Annotated in this window: 17 protein-coding genes and 2 tRNA genes; 7 read left to right on the forward strand and 12 right to left on the reverse strand. The window is 40.4% G+C overall.

Going from position 1 to position 16,746, the window contains the following annotated elements:
* Positions 1–561 precede the first annotated feature (561 nt).
* Positions 562–966 (forward strand): DUF2294 domain-containing protein, encoded by a 405-nt coding sequence (locus RS893_RS21005; RefSeq protein WP_315787590.1) that lies wholly within the window; start codon positions 562–564, stop codon positions 964–966.
* Positions 967–1,001: 35 nt separating this feature from the next.
* On the opposite strand, the gene RS893_RS21010 is transcribed toward RS893_RS21005, so the two are convergent.
* Complete coding sequence (locus RS893_RS21010; RefSeq protein WP_315792058.1) at positions 1,002–1,478, reverse strand: response regulator; 477 nt, start codon at positions 1,476–1,478, stop codon at positions 1,002–1,004.
* Between the two features lie 662 nt (positions 1,479–2,140).
* Here RS893_RS21010 and RS893_RS21015 point away from each other — a divergent pair.
* From RS893_RS21015 to RS893_RS21035, 5 genes are all read left to right on the forward strand, one after another.
* A complete protein-coding gene (locus tag RS893_RS21015) occupies positions 2,141–2,341 on the forward strand; it encodes a hypothetical protein (RefSeq protein WP_315787592.1) in 201 nt (66 codons plus the stop codon).
* 215 nt (positions 2,342–2,556) lie between these two features.
* A tRNA-Arg gene (locus RS893_RS21020) sits at positions 2,557–2,626 on the forward strand.
* A 252-nt stretch (positions 2,627–2,878) separates the two neighbouring features.
* A complete protein-coding gene (locus RS893_RS21025; RefSeq protein ID WP_315787595.1) occupies positions 2,879–3,325 on the forward strand; it encodes a hypothetical protein in 447 nt (148 codons plus the stop codon).
* A gap of 207 nt (positions 3,326–3,532) precedes the next feature.
* Positions 3,533–3,601 (forward strand) — tRNA-Asn (locus tag RS893_RS21030).
* A 287-nt stretch (positions 3,602–3,888) separates the two neighbouring features.
* Positions 3,889–5,322 carry a vWA domain-containing protein gene (locus RS893_RS21035; protein WP_315787597.1) on the forward strand — a complete coding sequence of 478 codons (1,434 nt, stop codon included), beginning with the start codon at positions 3,889–3,891 and terminating at the stop codon, positions 5,320–5,322.
* Between the two features lie 65 nt (positions 5,323–5,387).
* Here the strand turns inward: RS893_RS21035 and rpsU are convergent, their stop codons facing one another.
* Both rpsU and RS893_RS21045 read right to left on the reverse strand, forming a co-directional pair.
* A complete protein-coding gene (gene rpsU, locus RS893_RS21040) occupies positions 5,388–5,582 on the reverse strand; it encodes a 30S ribosomal protein S21 (RefSeq protein WP_016859922.1) in 195 nt (64 codons plus the stop codon).
* A gap of 230 nt (positions 5,583–5,812) precedes the next feature.
* Positions 5,813–6,124, reverse strand: coding sequence for an RNA recognition motif domain-containing protein (locus RS893_RS21045; protein WP_016865356.1), 312 nt, complete (start codon positions 6,122–6,124; stop codon positions 5,813–5,815).
* 158 nt (positions 6,125–6,282) lie between these two features.
* Between RS893_RS21045 and RS893_RS21050 the strand changes: the two genes are divergently transcribed.
* Complete coding sequence (locus tag RS893_RS21050; RefSeq protein WP_315787605.1) at positions 6,283–7,098, forward strand: vWA domain-containing protein; 816 nt, start codon at positions 6,283–6,285, stop codon at positions 7,096–7,098.
* 47 nt (positions 7,099–7,145) lie between these two features.
* On the opposite strand, the gene RS893_RS21055 is transcribed toward RS893_RS21050, so the two are convergent.
* The 9 genes from RS893_RS21055 to RS893_RS21095 all read right to left on the reverse strand — a co-directional run bounded on the left by RS893_RS21055 (position 7,146) and on the right by RS893_RS21095 (position 16,515).
* Positions 7,146–7,319, reverse strand: coding sequence for a hypothetical protein (locus RS893_RS21055; protein ID WP_315787607.1), 174 nt, complete (start codon positions 7,317–7,319; stop codon positions 7,146–7,148).
* Positions 7,316–7,606, reverse strand: a complete 291-nt coding sequence (locus RS893_RS21060; protein WP_102181090.1) for a DUF1330 domain-containing protein — start codon at positions 7,604–7,606, stop codon at positions 7,316–7,318. The genes RS893_RS21055 and RS893_RS21060 overlap by 4 nt, the downstream gene beginning before the upstream one ends.
* Positions 7,607–7,663: 57 nt before the next feature.
* Complete coding sequence (gene acs, locus RS893_RS21065) at positions 7,664–9,646, reverse strand: acetate--CoA ligase (RefSeq protein WP_315787611.1); 1,983 nt, start codon at positions 9,644–9,646, stop codon at positions 7,664–7,666.
* Positions 9,647–9,755: 109 nt separating this feature from the next.
* The gene (locus tag RS893_RS21070) at positions 9,756–12,149 is read right to left on the reverse strand and encodes a phosphoketolase family protein (RefSeq protein ID WP_315787613.1); all 2,394 of its coding nucleotides are present in this window, start codon (positions 12,147–12,149) and stop codon (positions 9,756–9,758) included.
* A gap of 2 nt (positions 12,150–12,151) precedes the next feature.
* Positions 12,152–13,228: a WD40 repeat domain-containing protein gene (locus tag RS893_RS21075; protein WP_315787615.1), complete on the reverse strand. Its 1,077-nt coding sequence runs from the start codon at positions 13,226–13,228 to the stop codon at positions 12,152–12,154.
* Between the two features lie 44 nt (positions 13,229–13,272).
* On the reverse strand, positions 13,273–13,638 hold the full coding sequence (locus tag RS893_RS21080) for a hypothetical protein (RefSeq protein ID WP_258001439.1): 366 nt from the start codon (positions 13,636–13,638) through the stop codon (positions 13,273–13,275).
* Complete coding sequence (locus RS893_RS21085; RefSeq protein WP_315787618.1) at positions 13,638–13,829, reverse strand: hypothetical protein; 192 nt, start codon at positions 13,827–13,829, stop codon at positions 13,638–13,640. Before RS893_RS21085 ends, RS893_RS21080 begins: the two co-directional genes overlap by 1 nt.
* Positions 13,830–14,001: 172 nt before the next feature.
* A complete protein-coding gene (locus tag RS893_RS21090; RefSeq protein ID WP_315787620.1) occupies positions 14,002–15,282 on the reverse strand; it encodes a phthiocerol/phthiodiolone dimycocerosyl transferase family protein in 1,281 nt (426 codons plus the stop codon).
* A gap of 39 nt (positions 15,283–15,321) precedes the next feature.
* Positions 15,322–16,515: an MFS transporter gene (locus RS893_RS21095; RefSeq protein WP_315787621.1), complete on the reverse strand. Its 1,194-nt coding sequence runs from the start codon at positions 16,513–16,515 to the stop codon at positions 15,322–15,324.
* Positions 16,516–16,746: the final 231 nt, after the last annotated feature.

Below are 16,746 nucleotides of genomic sequence, written 5' to 3' on the forward strand. Positions count from 1 at the left end.
AGGGGTGAGGTTTTACATGATTGCGATGAAATTTTTTCATCGGGACTGCCTTATTTTCAGAGTAGGGCAAATAATTGGACAAGCGCAAGATATGAAACAAGGGGAAGTAGTGAAATTTTTTTACTCAGATTGACTTATATATATTACATTTAAGCAAATAAATAATAAAAAATTTTTATAGGTAATACATAGGTGTATATCTTTCAGATAGTTTACTTATAACTTGATTTAGAGTGAAGATACTTCATTGGGATGGTGATCTAAAAATTTTGTACCACTATTATTCAATACAGCAACCTTAAACAGCAGACAGCAGGCTCACTAAATCATCTCTAACATCAATATACGTCAATGATTTTTTTAGGTTACACTGCTAGTGATAACTCAAAAAGTGAGGTATTATTTCATGATTAAGAGTCTATATTTCCTTAATAGTTGCTTGTTATTGTTTGGTTTTTAAATACTAATAAATAACGAATAACTAATGACTCTTGATTGTTGATTTGTTGCTGTACTTGTTGACTTATTACTAGTGGTCTATATCTTAGTTATACAAAATATATGGCAGAATCAATTCCCACTCGCGGTCAAGTAGAACGTACATTAGCACAACGTATACAGGCTTTATATCGCGAACAACTAGGACATCAGCCTAGCAAAGTAACATCTCGCCTATCAGATACAAATCTAGTGATTGTAATTGAAAATTCGATTACACCACCAGAACAGTTATTAGCTCAAACAGGTAGACACGAATTAGCTGAACAAGTACGTTCTGATTTAGATGAAGCTATTCAACCCCAATTAAGAGAATTAATTGAGCATATTTTGCATGTATCTGTAGTAGAGATACTAAGTGATGCGACCTTAGAAACTGGGCGTTCAGGGATTATTGCTATCTTATCCGAAACACCTGATCTTCGTGATTCTGCTTCTAATACCAAAATCAGGAAAAAGGCTTCATAAACAATCAAAAACTCTTGTCCTCCTATATTTTAGTTTTAACACAAGTCAAGAGCTGAATTATGCTTTAATTGGCTACCAAGATGACGAGAAACGATATCTTCTAGATCTTCTATCATGTAAGGCTTGCTGATGTAATCGTCAAAGCCAGCTTCAAGAATACGCTCTCTATCTTCTAAGCTAGCTAAAGCAGTAACTGCAATAACATTAATATGATGTGTCAGTGGTTCTTGTTTTAAGGAGCGTACTACATCAATACCATTGATGCCGGGTAACAAAATATCTAGTAGTATCAAATCTGGCTGATATTCTTTGGCTACCAGCACTGTTGCAGAACTGTCTGTTTGACAAATAAGCCTACAGCCAAATGATTCAAGAGCATAGCTCATCAGTAATAGGTTGTCATCATTGTCTTCCACCACCAGTATCAATGGCGGTTGGAAGCTTTGTCTATTTTCATCAACCATATACACTTGTGCCAGTTCCATTCCTTCTCCAGGCAATCTCATGTGCATTCGCCGTTCCTCCTGAACGAACAGACGAGGCATTCCAAGAGCGGTAAGATAACGCTCATTCAAGACTGGCTCGTTTATCAACTTTATCAAGTCGGTACTTTTTGCTCTAACAACAAAATTATATAGAGGAAAAAGTATATCAAGCTGAAAGAATGTAGCTACACCTTCTGATTATAAACAAAATAAAGAAAATATTTAGCAAATAAATTATAAGTACTTAATATATTTAAGAATATTTTAATATAAGTTCTAAAATTTCAAAGCGAAGCTGGTCTAAATCCCATGTGTCAAGCAACTTTTGATAGTTTTTACGTGTGTAGTATTTATAAATCAATAATTGTCAAGATGTGTGTGCTGCTTTTTATTATATAAAAAATCCTAATTTGCTAAGTATAAATACTTTGAAAGCTGACATCTGTAGCGATCGCTCAGATCAAGAGCTAAACTAGTGTAACACTTAAAAACAGATTGTAGAGACTTGAGAAACATTGCGTCTCTACTTACTTTTTGGGTTAAGCGTAAAACATCAAATTGTGAATCTTGAAAAAACTTTCTTTTACCCCTTGACATTTATTGTAGTACGCTAGTAGTATAAAAACAACAAACAAATTAAACAAATACAAAAAGTCTTACCTCCCAAAAATTTACACAAAGGAGGTTGTATGGTTCACATTCGCTTTGAAGGTCGTTCCTATGATGTTAGTGAGTTGCAACTAGGCTTAACAGCTAACATGAATGATAATATTATTAAACAGCGACTAGCACAACATTTTGATGTGCAACTAAACCGCTTTGAATCTTACGTAATTGACCGTAGACCAAGTGGGGATTTAATAGTAAGACCAGAAGCAGTTTACGGATAAAAGATAAGTTTTTGTCCCGCATCCTCACAGGTGAAGCTTACATACATTCAAATTCAACTTCGCAAGAAGTTTACAGGTTCGATTCCTGTCATCCCCGTTCAATGGGGATGTAGCCGAATTGGTATAGGCAAAATGTTCATGGCTTTACAAACTTATGCGGGACACCATTTTCCCAGTTATTAAATATTCCACTTCGCGCCCTCACAGGAAAAGCTTACATACTAGCCAAATGGAAAAGGCGCTTGATTTCGGCTCAAGATTATACAGGTTCAAATCCTGTGTATGAACAAACGGCTTTTTCAACTTGCGCGAAGTGACCTATCAATTTCACAATTCAACCCGTGTCCTAACCTGAAAAGCCTACACACGTGATAACGATCCTAAGGTAGCGAAAATCGGGCGACTGATCTAGTGACAGCGTTCATCATCTCACGCCAGATGCGGAATGCACGCCCACTGCTCGAGAATCAAACGGGTAAGAGCGATCGTAAGTTGGAAAAAGCTTTTTAAACTTGCATGGGTAATTAAATATGAATAATGAGTGATGAAAATAGCAAATATCAAACAGTTACGCAAATCGAAAATCTTATAACTGCATTCAAAAATTGTACTTTACCAAGCTGTGAGTGGCATCATACTGCACATTTAACAGTGGCATTATATTACCTCATAGAGTACGAGGAAAAACAAGCAAGCGATCGCATTCGCCAAGCTATCCAACGTTATAACGCAGCTATAGGTATCCAAACCAGCAAAAATAGTGGTTATCACGAAACTCTTACCAGATTCTGGATTCACATGGTGCGTCATTATTTATCAGTGAATCAAAAGCAAGCTTCCTTATTGCAGCTGACTAATGGACTCATCGATAGTTACGGTAATAAGCATCTACCACTGCAATACTATAGCCGGGATTTGTTAATGTCTTGGGAAGCCCGTATAAGCTGGGTTGAACCAGATTTGAGACATCTTGATGTGAGTTAATAATTTTTGCCGTACCCTCATCGAGGAAGCTTACACACTCCTATATAAGCAACTTAAAAAACAGAGTCTACGTCTGAAGCCGTCTTCAGGCTTATGCTTCCTCAACTTGTGCGGCAATTTTATTCTGAGTCTCAATGTAGCATTTGACATCTAGTCTTCTTGCAGTTACAACAGTAGTTGTCACCGCGCCCTAACAGAAAAAGCTTACATACTAGCTCAATTGGTAGAGCAGTCGGCTATTAACCGATGGGTAACAGGTTCGATTCCTGTGTATAAACCAACAGCTTTCTCAACTTGCGCGGTGATTTTATTCACCTCGTAGCGTGTGACAACTATACTCCACAATTTTAGTTTTTGTTTGCAATTAAAGTTTACACTGGCGAAGATATTTGTTAGAAATCGAACACCGATGCACATAGATACACACAGATTGACACAGATAGATTATGAGTGTGTATTTATGTTTTCGTGATCTAACCTCCGGGAAGCCGCCTGACGAGTGTCTACGCTTCGCTAAAAGCAACAAAATCTAAAATCCAAAATTCTTAATGGAGGTAGTACCTATGAATACAGCAGAACGCGATTTGCGTTTAGAACTTCTCAACAGCTTGCTGACTACGCCTCACCGCGAGTTGGAGAAGGTAGCAGAATTTCACAAGTTAATGATAGAACTTGACCCAATTTTCTACGGACACCTAGCTGTATGGTATCAGCATAACGGCGATGTCCGCGACCACAAGGAAGTGTTTTTGGGACATCTGCTGACAAGCAATGTAACTGCACACCGTGATGCTGGTTTTGTATTGCTGCAAGAATTTCCACCTTATCAAGTTGCACGGATTGTGGACTTTATGAAGCAGCAACGCGGTAAAGTTCCCCGTTCTACACGTACTGCTGTACAGTGCTATTTGCGCGCGCGAGAAATAAACCCCCAATTTTTTGACCGTGCTGCTTTACGGGGACGTAAGGCGATGAAGCACTTGTATGCAACTTTGCATATTAAACCAAGTATGCGTGCAGATGCGGTGTTATTTAAAGATGCACCACCAGAGGGTAGCTTGGCTTATATGCTGAAGCAGGTAGCAAAGGCAGAAACACCAGCTGCACAAGCTGCTTTGATAGTTGAGCATAACATCCCTTACACTATTGCCATTGGTGCAGTTAAGCAACTTACTCCAACGGTGTTGGTGGCTTTAATCAACTCTATGTCACCACAGGAGGTAATTAACAACCTCAAATCTCTGAAGCAGCGCGGTGCGATGGATCATCCAGAAGTCAAGGCGTTGATTAATGGGAAGTTAGAACAAGCAGCTAAGAGTGATAGGATATCTGCGTTTAAAGCCACGGTTGCGGCTGATGTCACTCAACTGGATACAGAGACTGCGGCCCGACTGGAAAATGTCGCTAACGAACAAGTCAAAAAGCGCGGTAAAATTGCCAAGCCGACAGCTTTGTTGGTTGATAAGTCTGGAAGTATGGATGTAGCACTAGAAGTTGGTAAGCAAATAGCTGCCTTGATTTCTGGTATTACTGAAGCAAATTTATTTGTCTATGCTTTCGACACCATTGCTTACCCAGTCAAGGCTCAAGGTACACAACTATCAGATTGGGAAAAGGCATTCCAGCATATTTTCCCTAATGGTGGAACCAGTATAGGTGCAGGTCTAGAAACCATGCGCTTGAAAAAGCAGGTGGTAGAACAAATCATCATTGTCACCGACGAAGGCGAAAACACCCAACCCTACTTTGTCGCTGCTTACCAAGCTTACCAGCGCGATTTAGGAGTTATGCCTAATGTGATTATCGTCAGAGTAGGAGGATGGTGTGATTACATCGAACGCAACTTGAAGGAGAAGCAAATACCTGTGGATACCTTTACGTTTGCGGGTGACTACTACTCTCTACCGAACCTAGTGCCATTGCTATCTCGTCCATCCCGACTAGAATTGTTGATGGAGATTTTAGAAACACCGCTACCTGTACGGGATGACAAATAAATAACGTCTAGCGGCTGTGCCGCTAGATGTTATTTAGGTATATTCATACTAAATGTATAAAGATATTAAGAGCGGAAACGTTTCTTATACCGTCTAGAATTAGCAACCGCTTTAGCTTTCCGCTTGTTTTTCTCAAGAGGAGTTTCAAAGTGACGATGTTTCTTTAAGTCAGGCATAATTCCTGCCTTGGAAACTTGACGTTTAAATCGGCGTAAAGCCGACTCAAGTGCTTCATTTTCGCCCACTACTATTTGGGTCATTCTATCTCCTTAGATATTACTACTGGATAGTGATAAGCTCATAAACATTCAGTTTGCATTTTTTGAGTAGAGGGAAAAAATTAATTATGCTTCCCTATTTCCCTCAAAACCGAAAATATCTAAATTAAAATGCACTTTCGCTTTGCCAATCCAGTTAACAGAGAACAAAAAAGGGCAGACTCCTTGCCTGCCCAAGAGACTTAAAAGTTAAACTTGGGTTTCATCAAATCTTAGTAGCGTCGGGAGTATCCTCCACCATTATTGCCACCACGTCTACCACCACCAAAGGAACCTCCCTCTGATTTAGGTCTTGCTTTATTAACTTTCAGGCTACGACCCATCCACTCAGCAGTATCAAGGGCTTCAATTGCCGCAGCTTCTTCTGCTTCTGAACCCATTTCTACAAAGGCGAATCCTCGTACACGACCAGTTTCCCGGTCTACAGGTAATTGAACGCTCTTCACAGTTCCATACTCGGAAAAAACCTGCTTGAGGTCGTCTTGCTCAACCTCATAGGACAGATTACCAACGTAAATCGACATAAAACATCTCCAGAATCAAATGGCGTAGAGTTTTAGATCCGGAGAAGTCTGTAATATAAGTACAAATAAAAACAAACCGCACAACCGAATTTAAACTTCTCCACATAGCTTATCACAAATTCCTAAGATTCAAGCAAATTTATTCATATCAAAATTCTATGAAACCTCTTAACCACGTTGACCTGTGCTTTGTTATTGATACAACTGCCAGTATGGGTAGTTTTATTCACTCAGCACAGCAACAATTGTTAAACACTATCAAGGTACTGTCGGCTAATAGTAATATTGATTTGCAAATTGGTTTGGTAGAGTACCGTGACTATCCTCCCCAAGATAACTCTTTTGTTACCCGTGTTTACTCACTGACAGCTAAATTGCAGCAAATGCAGCAAGTTATCAATAAACTCAGAGCTGATGGTGGTGGTGATGGCCCAGAAGCAGTGTATAGCGGTGTCTACGATGCCTGTACAAAAATGAAATGGCGTCAGCACAGTTGTCGTTTTATTTTACTGGTAGGTGATGCACCACCCCACGGTTTTGGCACATGGCTACGAGAAATGATGTTAGAGACACGCAGGTATCATAGTGGTGATGCTTGGCCTGATGCTTGCCCTAGTGGGTTAAATGTCCAGTCAGTAACTGCAACGGCAGAAAACCACCGAGTTATTATTCATGGGTTGTGTATGAGTGGTGATATGCTGGCACAAAAGGCATTCAATGCGATCGCTCAAGCTACCGGTGGTCAATGTGTAGCTGTTAGTAATGCCAAAGATGTCATCGATCAAATTGTGGCTGTACTGCAAAATGAATTCTCTAATTTGGAATTAGACTACAAAGTCTTAGAGGCTGTGCAACAAATAGGATATCTAGATAGCAGTAAAACTGCTGAAATTTTAAATATGCCAAGATTGCCAGTAGCAGCTGCGATCGCTCGTTTGGGTAAGCGGGGTTTTTTAAACCAGATGATCTTCTAAGAAACACCTACTGAATGTGTTTCTTAGAAGTCATGATTTCAGCAACCTCAACCGCATTTTGATATATTTATCATCTGAGGCGATCGCAATCGACACTTTGGTTTATCTGCTTCAACCTCACCAAACAACACCATTGTTTTCATCACCAGTAAATCGGTTTTGCGATCACAAGCCCTAGCTTGTCGCAAATCCCACCCTGATGAGTTTTTCTTCCGAGTCACTCTTCTAAAAGGGTAATAGTTACTTGGCGGTAACCTCGCTCTCGCAATGGTACTGTTTCTAAATAACGAGGGTCTGTTAACCACTTGCGTACGTGGTCAGCAGAAGGAAACTTTAATATCCGAATAGATTCTCCTTCAAAAGAGCCTAGCAATTGTTCTTTGACATTCAGACGTAAAACCAGTTCTGCTCCATATTCATCGCGGATGACTTTAGCTTGTCTTTTGTAATTTTCTAGAGCTTCTGGTTCGTCAGGATTAGGTGTCAGTATGGCAAGTACATAAACCATTTGCTTTTCCTCCTTGGTAATTATGGACTTAAGCGATCAAGCTTTGAGTGATTTTTGCTAAAGATTTGATACTTTTGTTTCCCGGAGCTTTTCTAAAGCGCTGCGATCTTCCAAGGTTGAGGTATCACCAGATATTTCCTGTCCAGTTACTATTGATCTCAGCAACCGCCGCATGATTTTACCCGACCGCGTTTTTGGCAAACCGTCCGTAAAGCGAATTTCCCCAGGACGAGCGATCGCTCCTATCTCTTTGACAACATGCTGTTTCAGTTCTTGACTCAGTTCTTCACTAGATATATATTTACTTTCTAAAGTAATGAAAGCTACGATATCTTCACCTTTGAGTTCATCTGGTTTGCTGACCACGGCTGCTTCAGCCACCGCAGGGTGAGATACTAGGGCTGATTCTACTTCCATCGTGCCAAGACGATGACCTGATACATTAATGACATCATCTACTCTTCCCATGATCCAGAAGTACCCTTCTTCATCACGTTTTGCACCATCACCAGCAAAGTAGACATACTGTTCATCTTTTGGGGGAATATATTCCCAATAATTACGTCGAAAACGGTCTGGATCACCATATATTGTTCGCATCATGCCAGGCCAAGGATAGCGAATAACTAAATAACCACCTTCGTTGTCTTTTACTGAGTTACCTTCCGAATCCACCACATCAGCTAAAATTCCTGGAAAAGGACGAGTTGCTGAACCAGGTTTAGTAGGGATAGCACCAGGTAACGGTGTAATCATTATTCCACCAGTTTCTGTTTGCCACCAAGTATCGACAATCGGACAGCGATCGCCACCGATCACTTTGTAATACCACATCCAAGCTTCTGGATTAATCGGTTCACCTACAGTTCCCAACAAGCGCAAAGAAGACAGGTTGTGCGTTTGGGGCAGATGTTCACCCATTTTGATAAAGCTACGAATAGCAGTAGGTGCAGTATAAAAAATTGTCACACTATATTTCTCTATTATGTCCCAAAAACAAGCAGGGTTAGAGAAACGGGGCGCACCTTCATACATCACCGTTGTTGTGCCATTAGATAAGGGACCATAGACAATATAGCTATGTCCGGTAATCCAACCTATATCAGCAGTACACCAGTATACATCTTTCTCTTGAAGGTCAAAGATCCATTTAGTGGTGATATGTGTGTATAAGTTATAGCCACCGTGTGTATGCACAACACCTTTAGATTTACCAGTACTCCCAGAAGTATAAAGAATAAACAGCATATCTTCACTGTCCATAGGTTCAGCCGGACAGTCTGTTGATACACTCTTTTGCAAATCATGCCACCAATGGTCACGTCCTGGTTCCATGTTAGTTTTTTGATTGGTACGCTGGACAACTAGGACATTTTGCACTGTAGGCACAGCATTATTAGCGAGGGCTTGGTCTACTCGTTCTTTAAGAGGTACAATCTCATCCTTGCGCCAACCACCATCAGCAGTAACAACTAACTTTGCTTTGGCATCAATTAACCGATCCCGCAGTGCTTCCGCACTAAAACCACCAAAGACAACACTGTGGGGTGCGCCAATTCTCGCACAAGCAAGCATGGCAATGGCAGCTTCGGGAATCATCGGCATATAAATACCAACGCGATCGCCTTTTTGTACTCCCAATAGTTTGAACACATTGGCAAATTGACAAACTTCCCGATGTAGTTGGGCGTAGGTGAGAGTGCGTGAGTCTCCTGGTTCTCCTTCCCAAATAATCGCGGCTTTATTTTTGCGCCAAGTAGTTAAATGTCTGTCAAGACAATTGTAAGAAATATTTATGTTACCGTTCACAAACCACTTGGCAAACGGTGGTTGCCAATCTAAAACTTTGTCCCACTTCGCAAACCAGTTTAATTCTTGTTCTGCTAATTCTGCCCAGAATTGTTCAGGATTGGCTTTAGCTTTGTTGTAGAGGTGCTGATAATCTGCCAAACTTTTAATATGGGCATTTTGGGAAAAATCACCAGATGGATAGAATAAGCGCTTTTCCTGCAAAATAGACTTGATTGTTTGCTGTGACATGATACTAATTTTGTCTTGAGGGTTTGAGAAAATATCTCATATGTAAAGCTTTAGGACTAACACCTTCAGAAAAATCATTTATCTGGTGTCAGTCCTAATGGTTTTTGCTTCAGCTATCAAGCCATTTCCAGTTGCGAACCTCTGGCATATCCTCGCCATGTTCAGTAATGTATTGCTGATGCTCAATCAGCTTGTCTTGGAGCATCTGTTTGATATAAGCCACCCTATCTTTCAGTTTAGGAACGCGATCAATCACATCTGCCACCAAATGAAAGCGATCCAAATCATTCAGTACAACCATATCAAAAGGTGTTGTCGTAGTGCCTTCTTCCTTATAACCCCGAACATGAAGATTTTTGTGGTTGGTGCGGCGGTAGGTGAGGCGATGGATCAGCCAGGGATAACCGTGATAGGCAAAGATTATTGGCTTATCTGTGGTGAATATATTGTCAAAGTCTTGATCAGACAGCCCGTGAGGATGTTCGCTTTGTGGCTGTAGTTTCATCAAGTCAACCACATTTACCACCCGTACTTTCAAATCAGGAAAGTATTGATGAAGAAAGTCAACCGCAGCCAAAGTTTCCAAAGTGGGGATATCCCCTGCACAAGCCATGACTACATCTGGCTCACTACCTTGATCATTGCTTGCCCAGTCCCAAATACCAATGCCTTTAGAACAGTGTTTGATAGCAGCATCCATATCAAGGTACTGTAATGCAGGTTGTTTACCGACAACAATGACGTTGACACAATGACGACTACGTAAACAACTGTCAGTTACCCACAGCAAGGTGTTAGCATCGGGAGGCAAATATACCCGGATAATTTCTGCCTTTTTATTGACGACATGATCAATAAAGCCAGGATCTTGGTGAGAAAAGCCGTTGTGGTCTTGTCGCCAAACATGAGAGGTGAGTAAGTAGTTGAGAGATGCGATCGGTCTACGCCAGGGAATGTGACGACTGGTCTTTAGCCACTTAGCATGTTGATTGAACATTGAATCCACAATATGGATGAATGCCTCGTAGCAAGAAAAGAATCCGTGACGACCTGTAAGCAAATAGCCTTCCAGCCAACCTTGGCACATATGTTCGCTTAAGACTTCCATGACTCGACCATCAGGGGAAATATTTTCGTCGTTCGGACGAATCTCTGCGGTAGACACCTTCTTTGTTGCTTCAAACACAGCACTGAGGCGATTTGAGTCAGTCTCATCAGGTCCCATTAACCTGAAGTTCCGAGATTCGGCGTTCATCTTGAATACATCTCGCAAAAAGCTACCCATAATCCGGGTAGCTTCAGCAACAACAACACCAGGTTTAGGGACATCAATAGCGTAACTGCGGAAGTCTGGCATTTTCAGGTCTCTAAGCAACATGCCACCATTAGCTTGGGGATTTGCACCCATGCGCCGATCGCCTTTAGGAGCCAATTCTGTAAGTTCAGCTATAAGTTTACCATTTTCATCGAAGAGTTCTTCTGGTTTATAGCTCTTCATCCACTCTTCGAGCATTTTGAGATGCTCTGGTTTAGTGGCTAAATCGGATAAGGGAACTTGGTGCGATCGCCAATAATCTTCAACTGGTTTGCCATTAATTTCTTTGGGTCCTGTCCAACCTTTAGGTGTCCGCAGAATAATCATTGGCCACAACGGACGCTTGCTAAACCCATGAACACGAGCTTCACGTTGGATAGCTTTAATTTCTAGTATTACAGCGTCGAGAGTTGCTGCCATTGACTGATGAGCATCTTCAACCGGATATGAACCCTCAACAAAATAAGGTTTATAGCCGTAGCCAATAAATAAATTTTCTAGTTCCTCATCACTCATGCGGGCAAATATTGTTGGATTAGCAATTTTGTAACCGTTTAAGTGCAAGATTGGTAAAACGGCTCCGTCATGTGTAGGATTCAGGAACTTGTTGCTGTGCCAACTAGCAGCAAGCGGACCTGTTTCCGCTTCTCCGTCACCAATTACGCAGCAAACAATTAGATCAGGATTATCGAAAGCAGCACCATAGGCGTGGACAAGAGAATAACCAAGTTCACCACCTTCATGAATGGAACCAGGAATTTCAGCAGCAAGGTGGCTGGGAATACCACCAGGAAAAGAGAATTGTTTGAACAACCGCTTCATCCCTTCGGCATCTTGGGAAACGTTGGGGTAAAATTTGCTGTATGTTCCTTCTAAATAGGTGTTGGCAACCAAAGCAGGACCACCATGACCAGGGCCAGCTATATAAATCACGTTCAGGTCATACTTCTTGATAATACGGTTGCAATGTACATAGATGAAATTAAGACCGGGAGTAGTTCCCCAATGACCAAGTAATCTGGGCTTAATATGCTCTAATCGCAACGGCTCTTTAAGTAGTGGGTTATCTAAAAGATAAATTTGTCCCACTGAAAGATAATTAGTTGCACGCCAGTAAGCGTTCATCTTGTCTAGTTCTTCAACGCTCAGAGCATCTTGCTGAATTGCGGAACCTATCAAACTAACCATAGTTAATACCTGTTTACTGAATTGCTACAAATGGATAAAGTCGAACTGAGAGGTTGTTTGGTAATCGGTATACGCCAAAGTTTAATTGTTTCGTCTCCACTACCACTAGCTAAGGTATTACCTTGAGGACTAAAAGCAACTGACCAAACGGGTTTAGAATGTTCTGTCAAATTGTTCAACAATTCACCAGTGGGTACATGCCACAGTTTGATTGTTTTGTCATAGCTACTACTGGCAAGAGTTTGCTGGTCTGAGCTAAAGTCCACTGATAATACTTCTGCCGAATGCCCTACAACTGAGCATAATGTTCTGCCATTGGTAATGTGCCATAGCTTGATGGTTTTATCGGCACTACCACTGGCTAAAGTCTGTCCGTCAGAACTAAAGGCAAGCGATCTCACCCTTCCTGAATGCCCTGCTAGTACATGCAACACTTTGCGAGAGGGTAACTGCCAAATTTTGATGCTACCACTTTCATTGCCACTAGCTAGGGTACTACCTTGAGGACTAAAAGCCACAGACCTTACCCAGTCTTCATCCTCAAAGGCGGAGAGTTGTTTGCCAGTGTTTAAGTCCCACAGCCGTATAGTCTTGTCGGTACTACCACTGGCAAGTAGTTTTCCATTCGGGCTAATGGCGATCGCTTTCACATCATCTGTATGCCCTGCAAGGGTACTAATCAGAGTCCCTGTTTGCAAATTCCATAACTTAATCCGATTATCCCAGCTACCACTAGCAAGTATATTACCATCGGGACTGATAGCAAGAGATTCAATTGCATCGGTATGTGCTTTGAAAGTGCGAAGTAATTTACCACTATGCAGGTTCCAAATTTTGATCGTGCCATCATAACTACCACTAACTAAAGTCTTGCCATCTGGGTAGAAGGCGAGTGCATAAACCCATACTGAATGACTTTTGAAGGTACTAAAAGATTGAGTAGTTAGATCAGAGTTAGAGGCTAGCGTGATTGTTTCTGATTTTGAAAACAATCTAGATGAGTAGATTCCAAGACTAGCTGCCATTGCCGTTATTGCCAAGGCTATTGAAACTGTATAGTAATTTGGCTTTAACACCATACAGAGGCGCTCCATTTTCAGAATCTATGCAATGGTTAATCATGCTATCTTGTAGTGTTTGCCGGTAACTTGGTTTGAGATATTTTTTCCTTTGTTTTTTGTGGTTGCTCTTGGTACTCAATCCAAAGTCTAATCAGCAATAAAATTATTATCGTGGTAGAACCTACAATGCCAACGGGTGTTAAATATGTCCAATGACCTGACATTTTATCCCAAATGTGCCATGTCAAAAGAAATGTAGCTAAGTAAGTCAGTTGATGCAATTTTTTCCAATTTTTCTTCAGTTTCTTCACACTCCAGTTATTAGAAGTGATAGCCAAAAGTGTAAAAATTATCAAAGTGATTGTCCCCTGAAAATAAATTAAATATGTCTTTGGATCAAAAGCATCAAAGTTCCTTTTTTTTACCATTAGGAATCCATGTCCCAAGGCAAAAAAAAAGCAAGAATACCAATTAGACGCCGATGTTTCAGCAGCAATTGAGGCAGACCGGTTGCTTTTGTTTGAGGAAAAACGATTTTTAGAATCGTAGGCAGCAATGTGACAATATAGCTAACTAATGCCAAAAATCCAAGCTTATTGGCTAATGATGCTATATCCATGCTCATACTAAATATTCTCCTTGTTTTTACAAAATGACATGGTAGAACTTACACTACAAATTTAGATGTCAAAGTGTAAGTCCAAAAAATTAGATTCAGAGGTTAACTGTACGCATCAAAGCCTCTGGATAACGCATATCAGCTGCAACATCCTGCGGTGCTACCTGATCAATTAGCTGTGATATGTAATGACTACTTCCCGGAGTAGCTGGATTGCTTGCTGATTAATTCTTTGAGCGTAAGCTTGCGGTACTATCATCTCTAAGTTGCGACAGGTGACAAACATCTTACCCCCCAATGTGACTGCTCCTACAATAATTGGAGCAATTCCTGCCACTGTTATGTAAAGTTGCTGCAAGTGCAATGAACCAAACTGCACTGGAAAATCTAAGCGACCTAAATTGGTGACAGTTAGGTCTGAACCTATCAATCCTTTCAAATATTGTCGTAACTTCAATGCATCAGGCTTGTTAAATAAAAAAGCTTTTACTTCTAACAGATGATTGAATATCTTGTCACTTGCCATTACCTGTTTGAGCTGACGTTTAACATCTCTAGCTACATTGCATAAGTTACTTGTATCTCTAATTTGATGGTAAGTGACTTCACGAGTATAGTATGTTCCAAAATCTTCACCTACTTGTGGTAAAAGGTAATTTCTGAGGTTAATCGGAGACATACATTTGAGAATGGCATCGTCTGCCAACTTCATTTCATTAGCAATTGCTAAGAGGTATGATGCACATAGTATACTATGAACGCTAATTTCCTCTTTTCGACAGTAAGAGATTAATTTAGCAGTTTCCTCTGGTAAAAAATACCAGTAAATTAGATGATTTTGTTTTTCATCAATACTGTTTTGAGAAATAGATAACTTTTGTTCAAAGATTGTGGAATTCTCTTGATTGATAGGATATCTTGTTCCAATCAATTGATCAGTAGTGTCTTTTAAAGGAATTAGCTCTTCACAGGAAGGTAATTCTCGCTGCTGTGGTAGGTAATTTATGTCAAGTTCACTAAGATAGTACAAGATATCTCGTAATAAGTAAACTCCTGATAAGCCATCACCAATACAATGGTCAAAGCTGACAATAAGCTCAGAAATACTAGGAGATTGCAGACACATCACACGTACGAGAGGATCATCAGTCCTAGAAAAAGGACGAGAAAGTTCTTCTTGCACCTCCACAGACCAATGTCCTTCTCCTTGGCGTTCAATGACTTGCAGTGGAATACTAGCAACTCCTTCTGATACAAATCGTGGATGCTCTGAGTTTTCGTCTACAACTTTTACCTTCAGCAGTGGATGTCGCTGTTGAACCCAAGCCAAAGCTGCATTGAGTTGTTTAGTAGTGATTGCTCCTGTAATAGTTGCACAAAGAACAACGTTTATTGGTTTAGTCTGAGCTAGTAAAGATAGTGTTTGTTCTGAGGCTCCTAATAAACGGTTCATAAAACCTCCATAAGGTTAAATGCGTCATGGCTTAACCATTTACCCAATTTGTGTAGTTCCCTGTATATTGATATTGATAATAAATGCTGTGATCAATAAGAAGAGAGCTAGAATTGCACACAAACCAGAAAAACCAATAGGATTTAAAAGGTTAGTTACTAAAGGACCAAAACTAGCACCGATAAAAAGCACAAATGTGTATAAAGCGAGTGCAGAACCACTGGCTCCAGTAGCAATAGAACCCACAAGGGCAATCAAGGATGGCATGATTGCAGATATACCTGCAACAAAGATACCACTCGAAAGTACTAGAATGAGCAGTTGACCAGAAATAGCTTCTAAAGCTAAACCAATAGATGCAAGCACAAGTCCTGTCAATACTACATTTTTGCTTCCCCATCGCTTGATGAAACTACTAGTAAATGGAGCTAGTAGCATTCCAGGAATACCAGCCATCCGAATAAACAAAAGATTGTTTTGGCTAATTCCATATCGACTAACTAGATGTGGTTCCAATCCACTGTACATTGATACAAAGCTGAGGAGAACCATGAAAGCTGCTGTATAGGCAGCAAGAAGTCGATGCGATTTCAAGAGGAATATCATATTTTTGTAAACACTGAGAACGCTTGTAGCAGACTTTTTGGTTACACTATCAGGAAATCGATAAGCAACAATAAAAGCAGCTACAGTGTAAGCGATCGCTAAAAACCAAAATATCCAACGCCAGCCATAGGTTAAAATTACGATACTGGAATATATTTGCCCTACGATACCAGCTAAAAGAAATCCTGTACTCACGCAAGCAATACCAGTAGCACGAGTTGATACAGGTAAAACTTCACTGACATAAACTAAAGCGATTGGTGCAAATGTTGCAGCTAGAAATCCTTGCAAAGTCCGAAATTTAATCAGGAAATCAAAAGAGGGACTTGCACCCACAGCAATAGTTATCAAAGCTAGCATTGCTAGCCCAGGAACTAGTAATACTTTGCAACCAAATCGGTCACAAAGAGGACCAAATATCAAGAAACCAAAAGCATATGCAAAACCAAATGTACTTGCAATCCATGTTGCTGCAATTGGAGATATATGAAAATATTCGCGAATAACTGGAATTAAAGGAATTGCCAAGTAAAGTTGGGACAGTACAAGTAAAGCACAAACTGATAGAACAGTTATCACCAACGGGACATTGAGTGCAGGTGTGAAAATTCGGCGATGTTTGTACATTGTTTGTCAATTTAAATACCTGAATTATTTAATCTTCAACATCGTTAAATTCGGCTCAATACTCAGGTAAATTGTAATTTTTACTACAGATTTGCGTAAAATTGTAGCGCTTTTAAATGCCCCAAAAACCTGAATTCATCCCACCAGGTAGCAGAGTTTTATTGCATAGAATTCGCTACAAATTAATGAAAAATTGTAGTACATACCTCGCTTCTCGGAAGTATGTACTAA

Source organism: Fischerella sp. JS2 (assembly GCF_032393985.1).
GTDB lineage: Bacteria > Cyanobacteriota > Cyanobacteriia > Cyanobacteriales > Nostocaceae > Fischerella.